The sequence below is a fragment of the Kutzneria sp. CA-103260 genome (genome assembly GCF_018263855.1).
Taxonomy (GTDB): domain Bacteria; phylum Actinomycetota; class Actinomycetes; order Mycobacteriales; family Pseudonocardiaceae; genus Kutzneria.
The window spans coordinates 4,877,257-4,893,075 of the sequence record NZ_CP073318.1 but is presented as its reverse complement, the minus strand read 5'-3'; the positions used below and the strand labels follow the sequence as shown (position 1 = coordinate 4,893,075).

General features: G+C 68.9%; 16 protein-coding genes. 14 read left to right on the top strand and 2 right to left on the bottom strand.

Annotated features, from left to right (window positions below; translation table 11 throughout):
* The first annotated feature begins 28 nt into the window (after positions 1-28).
* Positions 29-364, top strand: a complete 336-nt coding sequence (locus JJ691_RS21120; protein WP_211770447.1) for a putative quinol monooxygenase — start codon at positions 29-31, stop codon at positions 362-364.
* Here the strand turns inward: JJ691_RS21120 and JJ691_RS21115 are convergent.
* Complete coding sequence (locus JJ691_RS21115) at positions 361-2,151, bottom strand: sigma-54-dependent Fis family transcriptional regulator (protein ID WP_211770446.1); 1,791 nt, start codon at positions 2,149-2,151, stop codon at positions 361-363. The two genes, JJ691_RS21120 and JJ691_RS21115, sit on opposite strands and share 4 nt — an antisense overlap.
* Positions 2,152-2,311: 160 nt before the next feature.
* Here JJ691_RS21115 and JJ691_RS21110 point away from each other — a divergent pair, with 160 nt between their 5' ends.
* The 13 genes from JJ691_RS21110 to add all read left to right on the top strand — a co-directional run bounded on the left by JJ691_RS21110 (position 2,312) and on the right by add (position 14,559).
* Positions 2,312-2,548: a hypothetical protein gene (locus JJ691_RS21110; protein ID WP_211770445.1), complete on the top strand. Its 237-nt coding sequence runs from the start codon at positions 2,312-2,314 to the stop codon at positions 2,546-2,548.
* Positions 2,549-2,659: 111 nt separating this feature from the next.
* Positions 2,660-4,312: a methane monooxygenase gene (locus tag JJ691_RS21105; protein ID WP_211770444.1), complete on the top strand. Its 1,653-nt coding sequence runs from the start codon at positions 2,660-2,662 to the stop codon at positions 4,310-4,312.
* Positions 4,313-4,388: 76 nt separating this feature from the next.
* A complete protein-coding gene (locus tag JJ691_RS21100) occupies positions 4,389-5,417 on the top strand; it encodes an NADH:ubiquinone reductase (Na(+)-transporting) subunit F (RefSeq protein ID WP_211770443.1) in 1,029 nt (342 codons plus the stop codon).
* A 13-nt stretch (positions 5,418-5,430) separates the two neighbouring features.
* The gene (locus tag JJ691_RS21095) at positions 5,431-6,615 is read left to right on the top strand and encodes a toluene hydroxylase (RefSeq protein WP_211770442.1); all 1,185 of its coding nucleotides are present in this window, start codon (positions 5,431-5,433) and stop codon (positions 6,613-6,615) included.
* Positions 6,612-6,983: a propane 2-monooxygenase effector subunit MimD gene (mimD, locus tag JJ691_RS21090; RefSeq protein WP_211770441.1), complete on the top strand. Its 372-nt coding sequence runs from the start codon at positions 6,612-6,614 to the stop codon at positions 6,981-6,983. The genes JJ691_RS21095 and mimD overlap by 4 nt, the downstream gene beginning before the upstream one ends.
* A gap of 19 nt (positions 6,984-7,002) precedes the next feature.
* Positions 7,003-8,037, top strand: coding sequence for an amidohydrolase family protein (locus JJ691_RS21085; RefSeq protein WP_211770440.1), 1,035 nt, complete (start codon positions 7,003-7,005; stop codon positions 8,035-8,037).
* The gene (locus JJ691_RS21080) at positions 8,034-8,747 is read left to right on the top strand and encodes an iron-sulfur cluster assembly protein (RefSeq protein WP_211770439.1); all 714 of its coding nucleotides are present in this window, start codon (positions 8,034-8,036) and stop codon (positions 8,745-8,747) included. The genes JJ691_RS21085 and JJ691_RS21080 overlap by 4 nt, the downstream gene beginning before the upstream one ends.
* Positions 8,744-9,769, top strand: a complete 1,026-nt coding sequence (locus JJ691_RS21075; RefSeq protein ID WP_211770438.1) for an NAD(P)-dependent alcohol dehydrogenase — start codon at positions 8,744-8,746, stop codon at positions 9,767-9,769. Before JJ691_RS21080 ends, JJ691_RS21075 begins: the two co-directional genes overlap by 4 nt.
* Before the next feature lie 14 nt (positions 9,770-9,783).
* Entirely contained in the window at positions 9,784-11,475 is a 1,692-nt protein-coding gene (groL, locus tag JJ691_RS21070) for a chaperonin GroEL (protein ID WP_211770437.1), read from the top strand.
* A 99-nt stretch (positions 11,476-11,574) separates the two neighbouring features.
* Positions 11,575-12,804, top strand: coding sequence for an Nramp family divalent metal transporter (locus tag JJ691_RS21065; protein WP_249228084.1), 1,230 nt, complete (start codon positions 11,575-11,577; stop codon positions 12,802-12,804).
* Positions 12,801-13,004: a hypothetical protein gene (locus JJ691_RS21060; protein ID WP_211770435.1), complete on the top strand. Its 204-nt coding sequence runs from the start codon at positions 12,801-12,803 to the stop codon at positions 13,002-13,004. Before JJ691_RS21065 ends, JJ691_RS21060 begins: the two co-directional genes overlap by 4 nt.
* On the top strand, positions 13,001-13,321 hold the full coding sequence (locus JJ691_RS21055) for a putative quinol monooxygenase (RefSeq protein ID WP_211770434.1): 321 nt from the start codon (positions 13,001-13,003) through the stop codon (positions 13,319-13,321). Before JJ691_RS21060 ends, JJ691_RS21055 begins: the two co-directional genes overlap by 4 nt.
* Positions 13,322-13,554: 233 nt before the next feature.
* On the top strand, positions 13,555-14,559 hold the full coding sequence (gene add, locus JJ691_RS21050) for an adenosine deaminase (RefSeq protein ID WP_211770433.1): 1,005 nt from the start codon (positions 13,555-13,557) through the stop codon (positions 14,557-14,559).
* A gap of 47 nt (positions 14,560-14,606) precedes the next feature.
* Here the strand turns inward: add and JJ691_RS21045 are convergent, their stop codons facing one another.
* Positions 14,607-15,758 carry a cytochrome P450 gene (locus JJ691_RS21045; RefSeq protein ID WP_211770432.1) on the bottom strand — a complete coding sequence of 384 codons (1,152 nt, stop codon included), beginning with the start codon at positions 15,756-15,758 and terminating at the stop codon, positions 14,607-14,609.
* Positions 15,759-15,819: the final 61 nt, after the last annotated feature.

Here is a 15,819-nt window from a genome sequence, read left to right as displayed (position 1 = left end):
TCGACGCGAGCCTGCTGTTATGGAAGGCATGAGCATCTATCTGCGCGTCGAGATCACGCCGCACGACGGCAAGCAGGCCGAGTTCGAGACGGCGGCGAAGGCGCTGGTCGCACAGGCCGCCGACGAGCCCGGCACCCTCACCTACCGGGTGTTCGCCGGCGCCTCCGGCGGCTACACCTTCATCGAGGAGTACGTCGACGCCGCCGCGTCGGCCGAGCACGGCAAGACCGGCCGGGAGCTGCTGGCGCAGCTCGGCGCCGTGGCCACGATCGACCGGGTCGACGTCTACGGCGGTCCCGAGGACAACGTGGAGAAGATGGCCAAGGTGTTCCCCAACGGCACCGGGCACACCCAGGCGTTCTAGCGCTCGGGCGTGACGATGCCGTACTCGTGGATCTTGCGGTACAGCGTCGCCCGGGACATGCCGAGCAGCTGAGCGGTCTGCACCTTGTTGCCGCCGCTGTCGGCCAGGCCCTGCACGATGGCGTCCCGCTCCATCGACTCCAGCCGGGACAGCGGCCGCCGCGTCAGGGTGCGGAACTCGGCCGGCAGGTCGCCCGGCTGGATCGTGCCCGTCCGCCGGTGCTGCACCGCGAGCTTGAGCACGTGGTGCAGCTCGGCGACGTTGCCGGGCCAGTCGAACCGCATCAGCAGGTGCATCGCCGCCGGCGAGCAGGTCAGCTGGCCGCCGTGGCCGAGCCGGTTCAGGAACAGCGGCACCAGCTCGGACAGGTCCTCCACGTGCCGGCGCAGCGGCGGAACCCGCACCGTGCGGGGGAAAAGTCCGCGCAGCTCGGCCAGTTCCGGGCGGCCGACGTTGTTCTCGGCCATCGTCGCCGCCACCCAGGTGGTGGGGGAGGCCAGCCGCAGCAGCCGCATGGTGGTGGCCAGGGCCGACCCGGAGAGCCGGTCCACGTGCCGGATCACCAGCGCGTCCACCGGGTCCTCGACCAACTCCCGGCGCAGCTGATCGGGCCAGTCCGCGTCGGCATTGGCGGCGTCGAGCAGGTGCACCCGACCGGTCGGGTGCCGCCGCTGGTGCACGCAGCGGGCCAGCGTCGTCTTGCCCACGCCGGGATCTCCGCCCAGCACCAGCCATTCGGCCGCGTTGTACGCCGAGTCGACGTCGTGGGCGCAGCGCAGCCACAGCGGCGCGGACCCCACCGCGCCGGGCAGGAACATCGGCAGCCGCGGCTCGGGCACACCAGCCCCCTCCGACTCGGAGTCGATCAGCTTGCCGCACAGCACCACGCCGGCCACCTCGTTGCGGGTCTGGCCGAACACCTTGCGGCATTGGGACCGCACCTTGCTGCCGGTCGGCAGGGCCACGTCGGCGGTGCAGGTCCGCCGCTCCACCACCGCCTGGGTGGCGTGCCCGATCAGCACCGACTGGTCGGCCGGGTCGAGCAGCTGCCGGGCGTGGTCGTTCATCATCACCAGGCCGTCGTTGAAGGCCAGCACGATGCCGTTGGTCCGCCGGCAGGCGCGCAGGTAGGCCTGGAACAGCGCCAGTTCCCGCGGATTGCTGTGGGTCAGCAGGGTCTGGCTGATCTGCTCGGCCGCCGACTGGGCCAGCGCCACCAGCAGCCGGCCGGCGTCGCGGCTCCAGCACGTCAGGTCCACCGCGCCGACCAGCTTGCCGGTCACCGGGTGCAGGATCGGCGCGCCCGCGCAGGCCAGCACCTCCAGGTTCTCCGCGTAGTGCTCGTGCCCGAACACGTGCGTCGGCCGGCCCTCCTCCAGCGCGGTGCCGATGCCGTTGGTGCCGACGAACTGCTCGCCGTAGCTGAAGCCGGGGACCAGCTCCACCCGCTCCAGCTTGCGGTGCAGGTCGGCGTCGCCGGTGCGCTGGGTCAGCACCACACCCGTCGGATCTGTCAGGATCAAGCTGATGGGCTGGCCGTCGAGCTGGTCGCCCAGCCGCTCCAGCACCGGCGTGGCCGCGCGGATCAGCGGCGAGTCGAGGTCGGGTTCGCGGACGTAGGGCAGCACGATCTTGTCGGCCGGCACGCGCAGCCGCCGGGACCGCCACCACGAGTCCAGGATGCTCTTGCGCACCTGGTCAGCGGCGAACGCCTCGGTGGTGGAGGTCAGAAACCTCTCCCGAGTGCTGGCGAGTCGCCTCTCGTCGGCCGCCACTGCGTCCTGCACATGGACCTCCTATACCCACGGACAGCCCTGGCCGCGGGCACCCGGCGGTGCCTTCCGCACGGCCCAGCCTAGGCCCCGGGTCCACACGGCGGGTGTCTCAAATTGAGACAGTCCGCGGCTTCACACGAGCGTGTGATGAGAGGTCGGAGGTGTGTGGGCAATGACTGACAACGAGTCCTACAACCCGTGGACGATCGTGAACCTGGTTTTCCACCACCTGGTCGAACAGGGCTACCACCCGGTCCTCGGGGAATCGGGTCACCCGGGCGAGCCCGCCGCGCAGCTGCTGCGCGCGCTGGGCATCACGCCCGTTGTCGGCGGTACCGACGAACGGGTGATCCGGGAAAACCGCGCCAAACTCGCGGAGATGCTCGACCGGCAGTTCGGGCCGCGCTGACTGTCTCATTTTGAGACCGGGAGTGACGCCGATCACGGGATGTAATTCCTCTCGCAGCTAAGGCGCAACGACGACGCGCTCACCGCCGGCGACGGCGGGTTAGGAGTGACCATGAGCCGCCAGAGCGTGGCGAAAGCACACCAGAAGATCCAGGAGCTCAGCTGGGACCCGGTGTACCACGAGCCGGTCTCCCACTACGGCACCGACTACACCTTCCGCAAGGCCAAGAAGAAGGACCCGCTCAAGCAGGTGCTGCGGTCCTACTTCCCCATGCAGGAGGAGAAGGACCACCGCGTGTACGGCGCCGAGGACGGCGCGATCCGCGGCAACATGTTCCGCCAGGTCCAGGAGCGTTGGCTGGAGTGGCAGAAGCTGTTCCTGTCCATCATCCCGCTGCCGGAGATCTCCGCGGCCCGGGCGATGCCGCTGCTGTTCCGCACCGTGCCCAACCCGGAGCTGCACAACGGCCAGGCGATCCAGATGATCGACGAGGTCCGGCACTCGACGATCCAGCAGAACCTCAAGCGCCTGTACATGAACAACTACATCGACCCGGCCGGCTTCAACTCCAGCCTGCGCAACTTCCAGAACGACTACTGCGGCACCATCGGCCGGCAGTTCGCCGAGGGCTTCATCACCGGCGACGCCATCACCGCGGCCAGCATCTACCTGACCATCGTGGCCGAGACGGCGTTCACCAACACGCTGTTCGTGGCCATGCCGGCCGAGGCCGCGGCCAACGGCGACTACCTGCTGCCGACCGTGTTCCACTCGGTGCAGTCCGACGAGTCCCGGCACATCAGCAACGGCTACGCCACCCTGCTGATGGCGCTGTCCGACGAGTCCAACCACCAGTTGCTCGAACGCGATCTGCGCTACGCGTGGTGGAACAACCACCGCGTGGTGGACGCCGCGATCGGCACCTTCATCGAGTACGGCACCAAGGACCGCCGCAAGGACCGCGAGAGCTACGCGGAGATGTGGCGGCGCTGGATCTACGACGACTACTACCGGTCGTATCTGGTGCCGCTGGAGAAGTACGGCCTGACCATTCCGCACGACCTCATCGAGGAGTCCTGGAACCAGATCTGGAACAAGGGCTACGTGCACGAGGTCGCGCAGTTCTTCGCCACCGGCTGGCTGGCCAACTACTGGCGTATCGACGCGATGACCGACGCCGACTTCGAGTGGTTCGAGTACAAGTACCCGGGCTGGTACGACAAGTACGGCAAGTGGTGGGAGAACTACAACCGGCTGGCCACGCCCAACGGCCACCACCCGATCGTCGCCGAGAACGTCGACTACGTGTACCCGCACCGGTGCTGGACCTGCATGGTGCCGTGCCTGGTCCGCGAGGACATGGTGATGGACAAGGTCGACGGGCAGTGGCGGACCTACTGCCACGAGGCCTGCCGCTGGACCGACGCCGAGGCGTTCCGGCCGACCTACCAGGGCCGCAACACGCCCAACATGGGCCAGCTGATCGGCGCCCGCGAGTGGGAGACCCTGTACCACGGCTGGAACTGGGCCGACGTGGTGAAGGACATGGGTTTCGTGCGCGACGACGGCAAGACCATGGTCGCCCAGCCGCACCTGGACCTGAACCCGAAGAAGATGTGGACGCTGGACCACCTTCGCCGGATGCCCGCGGTGCAGAGCCCGAACGTGCTGCTCAATCAGATGACCGACGCCGAGCGGGCCGCGTTCAAGGCCGACTACAACCGGCAGGGCCCCGCCGGCAGGCCGGCTCCCGCCACGGCCTGACACGCGGTCGGAGGGAGGCGACCTCCGGCCGCCTCCCTCACCCCAGCGACAGTGCTCCATTGAGAGGCGAGCAGCCATGGGTGACAAGCACCGCGTGCGATTCGAGCCGGTCGGCATCGAGATCGAGGCCGACGAGGACCAGAACATCCTGCGTGCCGCCGCCGAGCAGGGCGTGATGCTCATGCACGGCTGCAAGGAGGGCCAGTGCGGCTCGTGCAAGTCGTTCATTCTGGACGGTGACGACGTCGAGCACGACCGCTACTCCACGTTCGCGCTGCCCGACTACGAGAAGGAGGAGGGCTACACCCTGCTCTGCCGGGCGCACGCCTACGAGGACCTGACCATCGAGCTGATCAACTACGACGAGGACATGATCCGCTCCGGGCTGCCCATCCAGCAGGCGGTCGTCGAGGTGGTGTCCAAGGAGCACGTCACGCACGACATGGTGCAGCTGGTGGTGCGGCTGGTCGAGCCGGCCGACCTGAAGTTCTTTCCCGGCCAGTACCTGGACTTCGAGGTGCCGGGCGCGGACGCCACCCGCTCGTTCTCGATGGCCACCACCTCGGCCGCGGGCGGGCTGCTGGAGTTCGTCATCAGGATCTACCCCGACGGCCTGTTCTCCGGCTATCTGGACGGCGAAGTCGCGGTCGGCGACCGGATGAGGGTGACCGGGCCGTTCGGGGTGTTCACGTTGCGGGATTCCACCGCCCCGCTGGTGTTCCTGGGCGGCGGGGCCGGCATCGCGCCGATCCTGGCGCTGCTGCGATCGATGGCTGAGCGCGGCATCGAGCGCAAGGCGGTGTTCTACTACGGCGCCCGCCGGCGGCGCGATCTCTGTTTCGAGAAGGAGATTGCGGAGCTGGCGACCCGGCTGCCCGGCTTCGAGTTCGTGCCGGCACTGTCCGAACCGGACGGTGAGCCGTGGGACGGCGAGGTCGGCCTGATCACGGATGTGGTCCGGCGCCGGGAGTCCGACCTGACCGGGGCCGACGCCTACGTGTGCGGCCCGCCGCCGATGGTGGAGGCGGCGATCGAGCTGTTGCCCGCACTGGGTGTTGCCGACAAACGGGTCTTCTACGACAAGTTCACCACGACCGGCGGCTGAAGGAGTTTAGCCGATGACAACGACCGCAGACCCCAGCACGACCGAACGCAGCGTGCCCAAGCCGGTGTTCACCGACGCCGAGGCGGGCGCCAAGGTGTTCCCCGACTCCGACGCGCGCCGCTTCAACTACTTCAACCCGGCCAAGCGCAAGCAGAGCCACTACGAGGACGTCACCGTCGAGGTGCAGCCCGATCCCCGGCACTACCTGGCCCAGGGCTGGCTGTACGGCTTCGCCGACGGCAAGGGCGGCTATCCCTTGGAGTGGACCGCTTTGCGGGCCTGGGGCAGCGACCGGCCGGTGCCGGAGCGCTACGCCGGCTCCGGCGGCCAGGGCTACGAGTGGCCGGCCCACGGCTGGCACGAGTTCCGGGACCCCAACGAGGAGTGGGAGCTCACGCTCTACCGCTACAACTCCAACGTGGTCCGCCAGCTCAACCAGAACATCGAGGCGGCCCGCCAGGCCAAGGCGTTCGACCAGTGGAACCGCAACTGGGTGCAGTTCGTGGCCCAGCACGTGGGCTCGTGGATGCACGTGGACCACGGCCTCGGGCTCTACCTGTTCGCCAACGCCAACCGCCGGGCGCCCACGAACATGCACAACAACGCGATCTCCGTGAACAGCATGCACCGGATCCGGGCCGCGCAGGACCTGGCCCTGTACAACCTGACGCTGAGCGAGGAGATCGAGGGCTTCGACGGCAGCGCGCACCTGGCGACCTGGAACTCCGACCCGTCGTGGCAGGGCGTGCGCGAGACCGCCGAGCAGCTGACCGGCGTGTGGGACTGGTGCGAGGCGGTCTTCGCGGCCAACATCGTTTTCGAGCCGCTGGTCGGGGAACTGTTCCGCAGCAACCTGGTTCAGCAGGCCGCACCGTCCAATGGGGACTTCATCACGCCGACGCTGATCGGCGCGGAGGAGTACGACTTCGCCGAGCGGGATCTCCGCTACACCAAGCCGTTGTTCCACCTGCTGGTCACCGACAAGCAGTTCGGCGCGGAGAACAAGAAGCTGATGCAGCAGTGGCTGGAGACCTGGGTGCCGCGCTGCATCCGCGCCGCCCGCACGCTGCAGCCGCTGTGGTCGCAGCCGGACGCCAAGCCGCCGCGCTTCGAGGACGGCCTGGACCGGGCCAAGAGCCGGTTCAGCGCGATCCTGTCCGACCTGGAACTGACACCGCCGAAGGAGCTGGGCCAGTGACCACGTTCAAGACGGCCGAGAGTCCGTTCAAGCAGAACAACACCGCGTCCAACATGTGCGGCTTCACCCTGATGAACAACCAGGTCGGCGCGATCATCGCCGAGGTGATGGCGACCAAGGACAACGTCACCGTGCTGCCGCTGCCCTCGATGATCCGGGTCGACGCGGTCGGCCGGGTGGACGTGGTCTACAGCGAGATCGACGAGGCCGCCGGCGAGGAGGAGGGCTGGTTCAACGCGGCCGAGTTCGAGGAGAGCATGTCCACCCACTACGGGCGCATGATCCACGAGGACGACCGCACGATCATGTTCGCCAATCCCGAGGACGCCGCCGAGTACCTCGACTTCGATCTCGTGGCCCGCTCCTGAACCGCCGGTAGGAGGAAGCGTGTACGTCAAGGACGGTGTGAAGTACTTCGTGGTCGACGGCCACACCCACTTCTGGGACGCCAGCCCCGACAACTGGGTGCCCGGCCAGGAGGAGTACGCCAAGGGCTGGATCGAGTGCTTCCACGCGTACCAGAGTCTCGGCCCGGCCGAGACGCACTGGCCGATCGAGAAGTTCCAGAAGTACTCCGAAGAGCAGATGATGACCGATCTGTTCGACGAGGGCCACGTGGACGTCGCGATCTTCCAGCCGACCAATCTCCGTCAGTGGTACACGACGGGGTTCAACACCACGGAGACCAACGGGGAGCTCGCCGAACGCCACCCCGGCAAGTTCGTGGTGAACACCAACTGGGATCCCCGCGACGGCGAGGACGGCCTGAAGGCGCTCGAGGAGCGAGCCAAGCGCTGGGGTTGTGTCGGGGCGAAGCTGTACACCGCGGAGTGGAAGGGCGACTCCCGGGGCTGGAGCCTGAAGAGCCCCGAAGCCGCGCGGTACCTGGAGAAGTGCCAGGAACTGGGCATCAGGAACATCCACATCCACAAGGGGCCGACCATCTGGCCGCTGGACAAGGACGCGTTCGACGTGTCCGATGTGGACTTCGCGGCGACCAACTTCCCCGAGCTCAACTTCATCGTCGAGCACGTGGGCCTGCCGCGGATCGAGGACTTCTGCTTCATGGCCACGCAGGAGCCCAACGTCTACGCGGGACTGTCCGTCGTGGTCGGCGGCCTGATGCACGCCCGGCCGCGGTTCTTCGCCAAGGTCATGGGCGAGCTGCTGTTCTGGCTGGGCGAGGACAAGCTGCTGTTCGGCGCGGACTACGCCATCTGGGAGCCCAAGTGGCAGGTCGAGGGCTTCGTCGACTGGCAGATGCCCGACGGCGAGGAGTTCTCCGACTACGCCAAGCTCTCCACCGCCACGAAGAAGAAGATCCTGGGTCTGAACGCGGCCAGGTTGTACGACCTGAAGGTGCCGCCGGAGTGCGAGGTCGACGCGCCCGAGGTCCAGCCGGTCGGTGTGCCGGCGTCATGACCTCCGTGACTCGCACCCCCGACCAGGCCGCCGCGGTCCTCGCGGCGGTCTGGTCGGCCCTGGGCGGCGTGCTCGACCCCGAGCTGGACGAGCCGTTGACCCAGCTGGGTTTCGTCTCCCACTGCCTGGTCACCGAGGAGGGGGAGGTTCGCGTGCGGCTGCGGCTGCCGACGTATTTCTGCGCGCCGAACTTCGCCTATCTGATGGTGGCGGACTCCTATGACGCCGTTCGCGCCGTGCCCGGCGTGACCTCGGTGTCCGTGAAGCTGGAGGACCACTTCGCCGCCGAGGCGATCAACGACGGGGTGGCCCGCCGGTCCGGCTTCATGGACTCCTTTCCCGGCGAGGCCGTGAACGAGTTGGACGACCTGCGCGCGGACTTCCTGCGCCGGGCCGTGCTCGCCGGCACCGACCGGGTCTGCCGGGCCATGATCGCCGCCGGCGTCGACCGCTTCGGCCTGACCGAGCTGACTCTCGGCGACGCACCGGAGGGCGCCGACCGAGAGCGGTTGCGTTCCCGCAGAAGGGAACTCGGCCTGCCCGACGGCGACTCGTCGCCGCTGGTGCTGGATCCGGCGACGGGCGAGGCGGTCACCGACATCAGGACACACCTCGGCCTGGCCCGACTGACCCGGGTCAGCCAGGAGGCGAACTCCGGGGTGTGCCGCGGAATGCTGCTCGGCCGTTACGGATTGAAGGAGGAGCGATGAGAGCCGTCCGGCTGCACTCCTACCACCAGCAGCCCGTCGTCGAGGAGGTGCCGCAGCCCCGCGCCCGCGATCCGTTCGACGTGGTCGTGCGCATCGGCGGGGCCGGTGTCTGCCGCACCGACCTGCACATCATCGAGGAGCAGTGGCGCGACAAGTCCGGCGTCACGCTGCCGTACACCATCGGGCATGAGAACGCCGGCTGGGTCGAGGAAATCGGCTCCGGGGTGTCCAATGTGGCCGTCGGGGACACGGTGATCCTGCACCCGACGCCGACCTGCGGGCTGTGCCACGCCTGCCGGGCCGGCGACGACATGCACTGTCTCAACAGCACTTTCCCCGGCATCAACACCGACGGCGGCATGGCCGACTACCTGCTGACGTCGGCGCGGGCCTGCATCAAGCTGGATCCGGCCACGCAACCGTCCGATGTGGCCGCCCTGGCCGACGCCGGCATCACGGCTTATCACGCCGTGCGCAAGGCCGTGCCGCTGCTGTATCCGGGCACGGTGTGCGTGGTCAACGGGGCCGGCGGCCTGGGGCACATCGGCATCCAGTCGCTGGCCGCGCTGACCGCCACGACCATCGTGGTGGTCGACCGCAACGCGGAAGCCCTTGACCTGGCGGCGAAACTCGGCGCCGACCACACCGTGCTGGCCGACGGCAAGCACGTGGAGGCGGTGCTGGACCTCACCGGCGGGCACGGGGCCGAGGTGGTGCTGGACTTCGTCGCCGAGCAGGGCGCCCAGCAGGACGCGTTCGCGATGACCCGGCGGGCCGGCTCGCACTTCGTCATCGGCTACGGCAGCAACATCGACATCCCGACCATCGACATCATCTCCACCGAGCGCAACGTGATCGGCAACCTGGTCGGCACCTACAACGACCTGGTCGAGCTGATGGTGTTGGCGCAGAAGGGGAAGGTGACGCTGCACACCAGGAAGTACCCGCTGGACGCCGCCCTGGACGCGCTGGCGGACCTCGACGCCGGCCGGGTGCGCGGCCGGGCCGTGCTCACCCCGTAGAGAGGCAGCCAACCATGGCCAAGGAACTGCGCTTCGGCGCGCAAGCCCGGGACCTGCTGCTCGCGGGCGTGGACAAGCTGGCCGAGGCGGTCAAGTCGACGCTGGGGCCCAAGGGCCGCAACGTGATCATCGAGAAGATCACCGGCTCGCCGGTGGTCACCAACGACGGTGTCACTATCGCCCGGGAGATCCACCTCAAGGACCAGTTCGAGAACATGGGCGCGCAACTGGTCAAGGAAGCGGCCATCAAGACCAACGACGTGGTCGGCGACGGCACCACCACCGCGACCGTGTTGGCCCAGGCCATCATCCGCGAGGGCATGCGGGTGATCGCCACCGGCGGCAACCCGGTGCTGATCAAGCGCGGCATCGACCACGCCGTCGGACTGTTGGTGGAGCACCTGGAGAAGGTCGCCCACCCGGTCAGCTCGCGGCAGGACTTCGCCCGGGTGGCCGCCATTTCCGCCAACGACGACGACCACGTCGGCGCGGTGATCGCCGACGCGTTGCACACCGTCGGCGAGGGCGGCGTGGTCAGCATCGAGGAGTCGCCGCGGATCGGCATGCGGGTGGACTTCGTCGAGGGCTTCGAGTTCGACAACGGCTATCTGTCGCCGTACCTGGTCACCGATCCCGGCCGGCTGGAGGCCGTGCTCGACGACCCGTACATCCTGATGTGCAGCGAGAAGATCACCAAGGTCCAGGAGCTGATGCCGATCCTGGACAAGGTGATGCGGGATCCCCGGCCGCTGGTGCTGATCGCCGAGAACGTCGAGGGCACCGCGCTGAGCATGTTGGTGCACAACCACGTCAACGGGGTGTTCCGGGCCTGTGCCGTGCGGGCCCCCGGCTTCGGCGACCGTCGCCTGCACAAGCTGGAGGACCTCGCCGCCGTGGTCGGTGGGGCCGTGCTGTCGCGGCAGTCCGGTTTCTCGCTGGAGACCATGACTCTGGCCCATCTCGGGCGGGCCCGGCAGGTGCGCGTCACCGAGAACTCAACGACCATTGTGGACGGTGCCGGTAGCGAGGCCGACATCGAGTTCCGGGTGACGCAGCTGCGATCCGAGCTGGAACGTGCTCAGAACGGCACCGACGAGGACGTGCTCACCGAGCGGATCGGCGCCCTGACCGGCAAAGTCGCCCTGATCCGGGTCGGCGCGGCGACTCCGGCCGAGCTCAAGGAGTTGCAGCACCGGGTCGAGGACGCCCTGTCCGCCACCCGGGCGGCGATGGCCGAGGGCATCGTCCCCGGCGGCGGCGCGGCTCTGCTGCACGCCGAGAAGGTTCTCGACGATCTCGACCTCACCGGCGACTATGCCACCGGCGCCAACATCGTGCGGCGGGCCCTGTCCGAACCCGCGTTCCTGATCGCCGCCAACGCCGGCCTCCCGGCCGCGCAGATCCTCCAGCGTTCCCGGGAACTCGCCGACGACGAGGGCTTCGACGCCCTGCACGAGCGCTACGGCAACATGGTCGAGATGGGCATCGTGGATCCCCTGCGGGTCTGCCGGTCGGCACTGCAGAACGGCGCCTCCGTCGCCGGTCTCCTGCTGACCACCAACTCCTTGATCGCCGAAGAGCAGACCCCGTGGGGCGGCAGCCCAGCCCTGATGACCGAGTTCGGGCCGCTGGACGAGGGGCTGCACCAGCCCTCACCCGACTCCAGCACCCCCCAGTCCCTCGGCATGGGCCCCTCCGTCGCCTGACCACATCCCTGCTCACCGTTGTGAAAGGACCATTCCTGACATCCAACGTGAGGAATGGTCCTTTCCAAACATTCAATCCTTGACGTGGAGGAGGTGGCGGTGCTAGAGCGCGATCCCGCGACCGTGACCACGCTGCGGCCCGCCATCTCGGCGAAGCTGGTGGGCCCGGCCTTCGTCGCCGCGGTGGCGTACATCGATCCCGGCAACTTCGCCACCAACATCACCGCCGGCGGGCTGTTCGGGTACCGGCTGCTGTGGGTGATCGTGGTCGCCAACGTGATGGCGATGCTGGTCCAGTACCTGTCGGCCAAGCTGGGCATCGCGACCGGCCGTGATCTGCCGGAGCTGTGCCGGCAGCACTTCCCGAGGCCGGTGTCGCGGGGCCTGTGGGTGCAGGCCGAGCTGGTGGCGATGGCCACCGACCTGGCCGAGCTGGTGGGCGCGGCGGTGGGCCTGAACCTGCTGTTCGGGGTGCCGCTGCCGATCGCCGGGGTGCTGACGGCGCTGGTGGCGTTCGGCGTGCTGGCCCTGGAGCAGCGTGGCCGTCGGCCGTTCGAGCTGGCCATCGCGGCGATGTTCGGGGTGGTGTTCCTGGGCTTCGCCTACGACCTCGCGACCGTCGGGGCGCATGGCCCCGAGGTGGCGGCCGGGCTCGTGCCGGGATTCGCCGGCTCGTCCAGCGTGCTGCTGGCGGTGAGCATCATCGGCGCAACCGTGATGCCGCACGTGATCTACCTGCACTCGGCCCTGACCAAGAAGCGAGCGCACCACCGCAGCGACCTGTCCCGGCACACGCTACTCCGCTCACAGGCCGTGGACGTGCTGCTGGCGCTCGGCACTGCCGGCCTGATCAACATGGCGATGCTGGTGCTGGCCGCCTCGCTGCCGATCACCGGCGACCCGATCCTCTCCGCGCACGACTCGTTGGGGCGCTTGGTCGGGGGCGGCGCGGCGCTGGCGTTCGCGGTGGCGCTGCTGGCGTCCGGGGTGTCGTCGTCGAGCGTCGGCACCTACGCCGGGCAGGTGGTGATGCGGGGCTTCATCCGTCGCGGCATTCCGCTCTACGTGCGGCGGTCCATCACCATGCTGCCCGGGCTGACCGTGCTCGCCCTGGGGCTGCCGACCACCGACAGCCTGGTGATCTCCCAGGTGGCCCTGTCGTTCGGCATTCCGTTCGCGCTGATCCCGCTGGTGCTGCTGACCCGGCGGCGCGACGTGATGGGCTCCTTCGTCAACCGCCGCGTCACCACCATCGCCGCCGCCGGCTGCGCGGCGCTGATCACCGTGCTCAATGGATACCTGATCGTCGCGGAGGTGCTGGGCGCATGATCGAGTTGATCGTCTTCGGCGGCACGCTCACGTTGGCCCTGCTGGCCTTCCGGTTCGCCGAGCTGCACTCCGTGCCCGAGTGCGTCCGGGCCCGGGTCACCTGGTTCAGCGCCCACACCTCGGTCCTGCTCACGATCGGCGCGACCGCAATGATCATCGGTATCGTGGGCCTGGCCCACTCGACAGGAGGCTCGCCTTGATCTTCATCGTGGTCAAGTTCACCGTCCGCCCCGAGGTCGCCGACAGCTGGCTCGACCTCACCGCCGACTTCACCGCAGCGACGCGGGCCGAGCCCGGCAACGTCTTCTTCGACTGGGCCCGCAGCGTCGACGACCCCAACGTCTTCGTGCTCACCGAGGGCTTCCAGGACGACGCCGCCGAGGCCCACGTCACCTCCGACCACTTCAAGCAGGCCATGGCGGCGTTCCCCAAGGCCATCGCCACCACGCCGCAGATCATCAACGTCACCATCCCCCAGGACGGCTGGTCCGAGATGGCCGAACTCAAGCCCGCCTGACCTCGCGAGTCCCGCTCTCCAGCAACCGAATGTCGACTTCCGCCACATCGGCCGCGCCGGTCCGATCAGCGGAATCCCCTGACGCAGTCCGCCGCCGTCCGCTACGGTCGGTGGCGTGACGGACTTCAAGCTGCCGCTCTACGGCGCTGACACGGAACGCGGCGACCTCGCTCCCTGAGTCGCCCCGTTCTCTCCGTCCGCACATCCGTTTTTCCCTCAGGGAGCCCACAACTATGCCCGGCGACAGCCTGCGTTCGTTCATCCATGCCCTGCCCAAGGTCGAGCTGCACGTCCACCTCGTCGGCTCCGCCGGCGTCGACACCGTGCTCGCCCTGGCCCGTCGGCATCCGCAGGCCGGCGTGCCGACCGACCGCGCGGAGCTTCGAGACTTCTTCACGTTCCGCGACTTCCCGCACTTCCTCAAGGTGTACTGGGCCGTTCAGTCCCTGCTGACCGACCGGCACGACATCGAGACCCTGGTGGTCGGCCTGGCCGATGAACTGGCCCGGCAGAACGCCCGCTACGCCGAGGTCACCGTCACCCCGCACAACCACGTCGTGGACGGCCTGCCCGCCGACGAACTGTTCGCCGGCCTCGCCACCGGCCGGGCCGAGGCCGCCCGCCGGGGCGTCGACCTGGCCTGGTGCTTCGACATCCCCGGCGAGAAGGGCCTCGTCGCCGCCCAGGAAACCCTCGCTTTCGCTCTGGCCCGTCCCGACGGCCTCGTCAGCTTCGGTCTCGGCGGCCCCGAACTCGGCGTGCCCAGAGCCCAGTTCGCGCCGTTTTTCGCCGCGGCACGGGAAGCTGGGCTGCACAGCGTTCCCCACGCCGGCGAGACCTCCGGGCCTGAGACCGTCTGGTCCGCGGTCCGTGACCTCGCCGCCGAACGTATCGGCCACGGCACCAGCAGCGCCGCCGATCCCCTGCTCCTGGCCCATCTCGCCGAACACCGCATCCCGCTGGAGGTCTGTCCCACCTCCAACCTCCGCACCCAGCAGGTCCCGACGATGGCCGCACATCCCGTCCGCCGCCTGCTCGACGCCGGGGTCATCGTCACCCTCAACACCGACGACCCGCCCATGTTCAACGCCAGCCTGGAGGGCGAGTACCTGGCCGTCGCCGAGACGTTCACCCTGGGCGCCGAGGACCTGCGTCACATCGCCGCCAACGCCGTGGAGGCCTCTTTCCTCCCGCCCGCACGCAAGTCCGCCTTGCATGCCGAGATAGCCGCCGTCTAACCCTTCGGCGGGCGCACCGCTCGTCGGCGGTGCGCCCGCGCCACCCGTCACCAGGCGACGGGGAGGGTCTGCACGCCGTAGACGGGGGTGGTGGTGCGGAACTGGATGTCGGCGGGGTATACGGCGGGGCGCAGGGTGGGGAAGCGGCGCAGCAGAGCCGGGAAGGCGATGGTCATCTCCAGGCGGGCGAGCGGTGCGCCGACGCAGTGGTGGATGCCGTGGCCGAAGGCGACGTGGGGCGACGGCTTGCGGGTGATGTCGAGGCGGTCGGCGTCGGGGAGCAGGGCGGGGTCGCGGTTGGCGAGCATGATGAGGCACAGGACCAGTTCGCCGACATCGAGACGGTCGCCGGCGACGGTGACGCGGGTGACGACCTCGCGGGGGAGTCCGAAGTGGACGACGGAGAGATAGCGCAGCAGCTCCTCGACGGCGTCGTCGACGAGGGTGGGGTCGTCGCGCAGAAGGGCCAGCTGGGCGGGATTTTCCAGCAGCAGCAGGGAACCGAGGCCGAGCATGTTGGACGTGGTCTCGTGCCCGGCGATGAGCAGCATGCTGGCCAGGCCGAGGAGCTCCTCGAACGAGAGATCGTTGCCGTGCAGGGTGATGAGGGTGCCGATGAGGTCCTCGCCGGGGGCGCGGAGGTGCCGTTGGACGAGGCCGGCCAGGTACTGGCCCATCTCCTCGCCGGCGCGGGTCCGCTCCTCCAGGGGCACGGCGAAGTCGAGTTGGCGGTGGGTGAGGCTCTGGAACGTGGCCCGGTCCTCGTACGGCACGCCCAGCAGCTCGCAGATCACCAGTGAGGGCACGGGAAGCGCGAACCCGGCGACGAGGTCGACGCCGGGACCGGCCTCGGCCATGGCATTCAGGGCGGCGTCGACGATCTCCTCGATGCGGGGGCGCATGGCCCGCATGCGGCGCAGGGTGAACTCGGGGGTGAGCATCCGCCGCAGCCGGGTGTGCGCGGGCGGGTCGTAGCCGAGCAGGAAGCCGACGTTCTCGGTGCCCTCCAGACGGGACTGGGCGCCGTTGCTGAACTCGACGGAGTTGCCGTACACGGCCCGCACGTCCTCGTGCCGCACGGCGATCCGGGCCGGACCGAACAGGGAGGTGATGCGCGGCAGCCCGGGCTGGGCGGCCAGCGCGCGTAACTCGGGGGAGGGGTCGAAGCGGTCGCGGGTCATCTCCAGGGGAGTGGTCATGGGCGCCCCCTAACAACTGGTAGTGGACTCTCGGATAAGCCTAGCAAAAGTGAGAGCGAAC

Coding starts and splice junctions, on each gene's coding strand:
- JJ691_RS21045 (WP_211770432.1), bottom strand. CDS start 15,758: ATGACCACTCCCCTGGAGATGACCCGCGACCGCTTCGACCCCTCCCCC.
- JJ691_RS21095 (WP_211770442.1), top strand. CDS start 5,431: ATGACAACGACCGCAGACCCCAGCACGACCGAACGCAGCGTGCCCAAG.
- JJ691_RS21060 (WP_211770435.1), top strand. CDS start 12,801: ATGATCGAGTTGATCGTCTTCGGCGGCACGCTCACGTTGGCCCTGCTG.
- add (WP_211770433.1), top strand. CDS start 13,555: ATGCCCGGCGACAGCCTGCGTTCGTTCATCCATGCCCTGCCCAAGGTC.
- JJ691_RS21100 (WP_211770443.1), top strand. CDS start 4,389: ATGGGTGACAAGCACCGCGTGCGATTCGAGCCGGTCGGCATCGAGATC.
- groL (WP_211770437.1), top strand. CDS start 9,784: ATGGCCAAGGAACTGCGCTTCGGCGCGCAAGCCCGGGACCTGCTGCTC.
- JJ691_RS21075 (WP_211770438.1), top strand. CDS start 8,744: ATGAGAGCCGTCCGGCTGCACTCCTACCACCAGCAGCCCGTCGTCGAG.
- JJ691_RS21105 (WP_211770444.1), top strand. CDS start 2,660: ATGAGCCGCCAGAGCGTGGCGAAAGCACACCAGAAGATCCAGGAGCTC.
- JJ691_RS21110 (WP_211770445.1), top strand. CDS start 2,312: ATGACTGACAACGAGTCCTACAACCCGTGGACGATCGTGAACCTGGTT.
- JJ691_RS21120 (WP_211770447.1), top strand. CDS start 29: ATGAGCATCTATCTGCGCGTCGAGATCACGCCGCACGACGGCAAGCAG.
- JJ691_RS21080 (WP_211770439.1), top strand. CDS start 8,034: ATGACCTCCGTGACTCGCACCCCCGACCAGGCCGCCGCGGTCCTCGCG.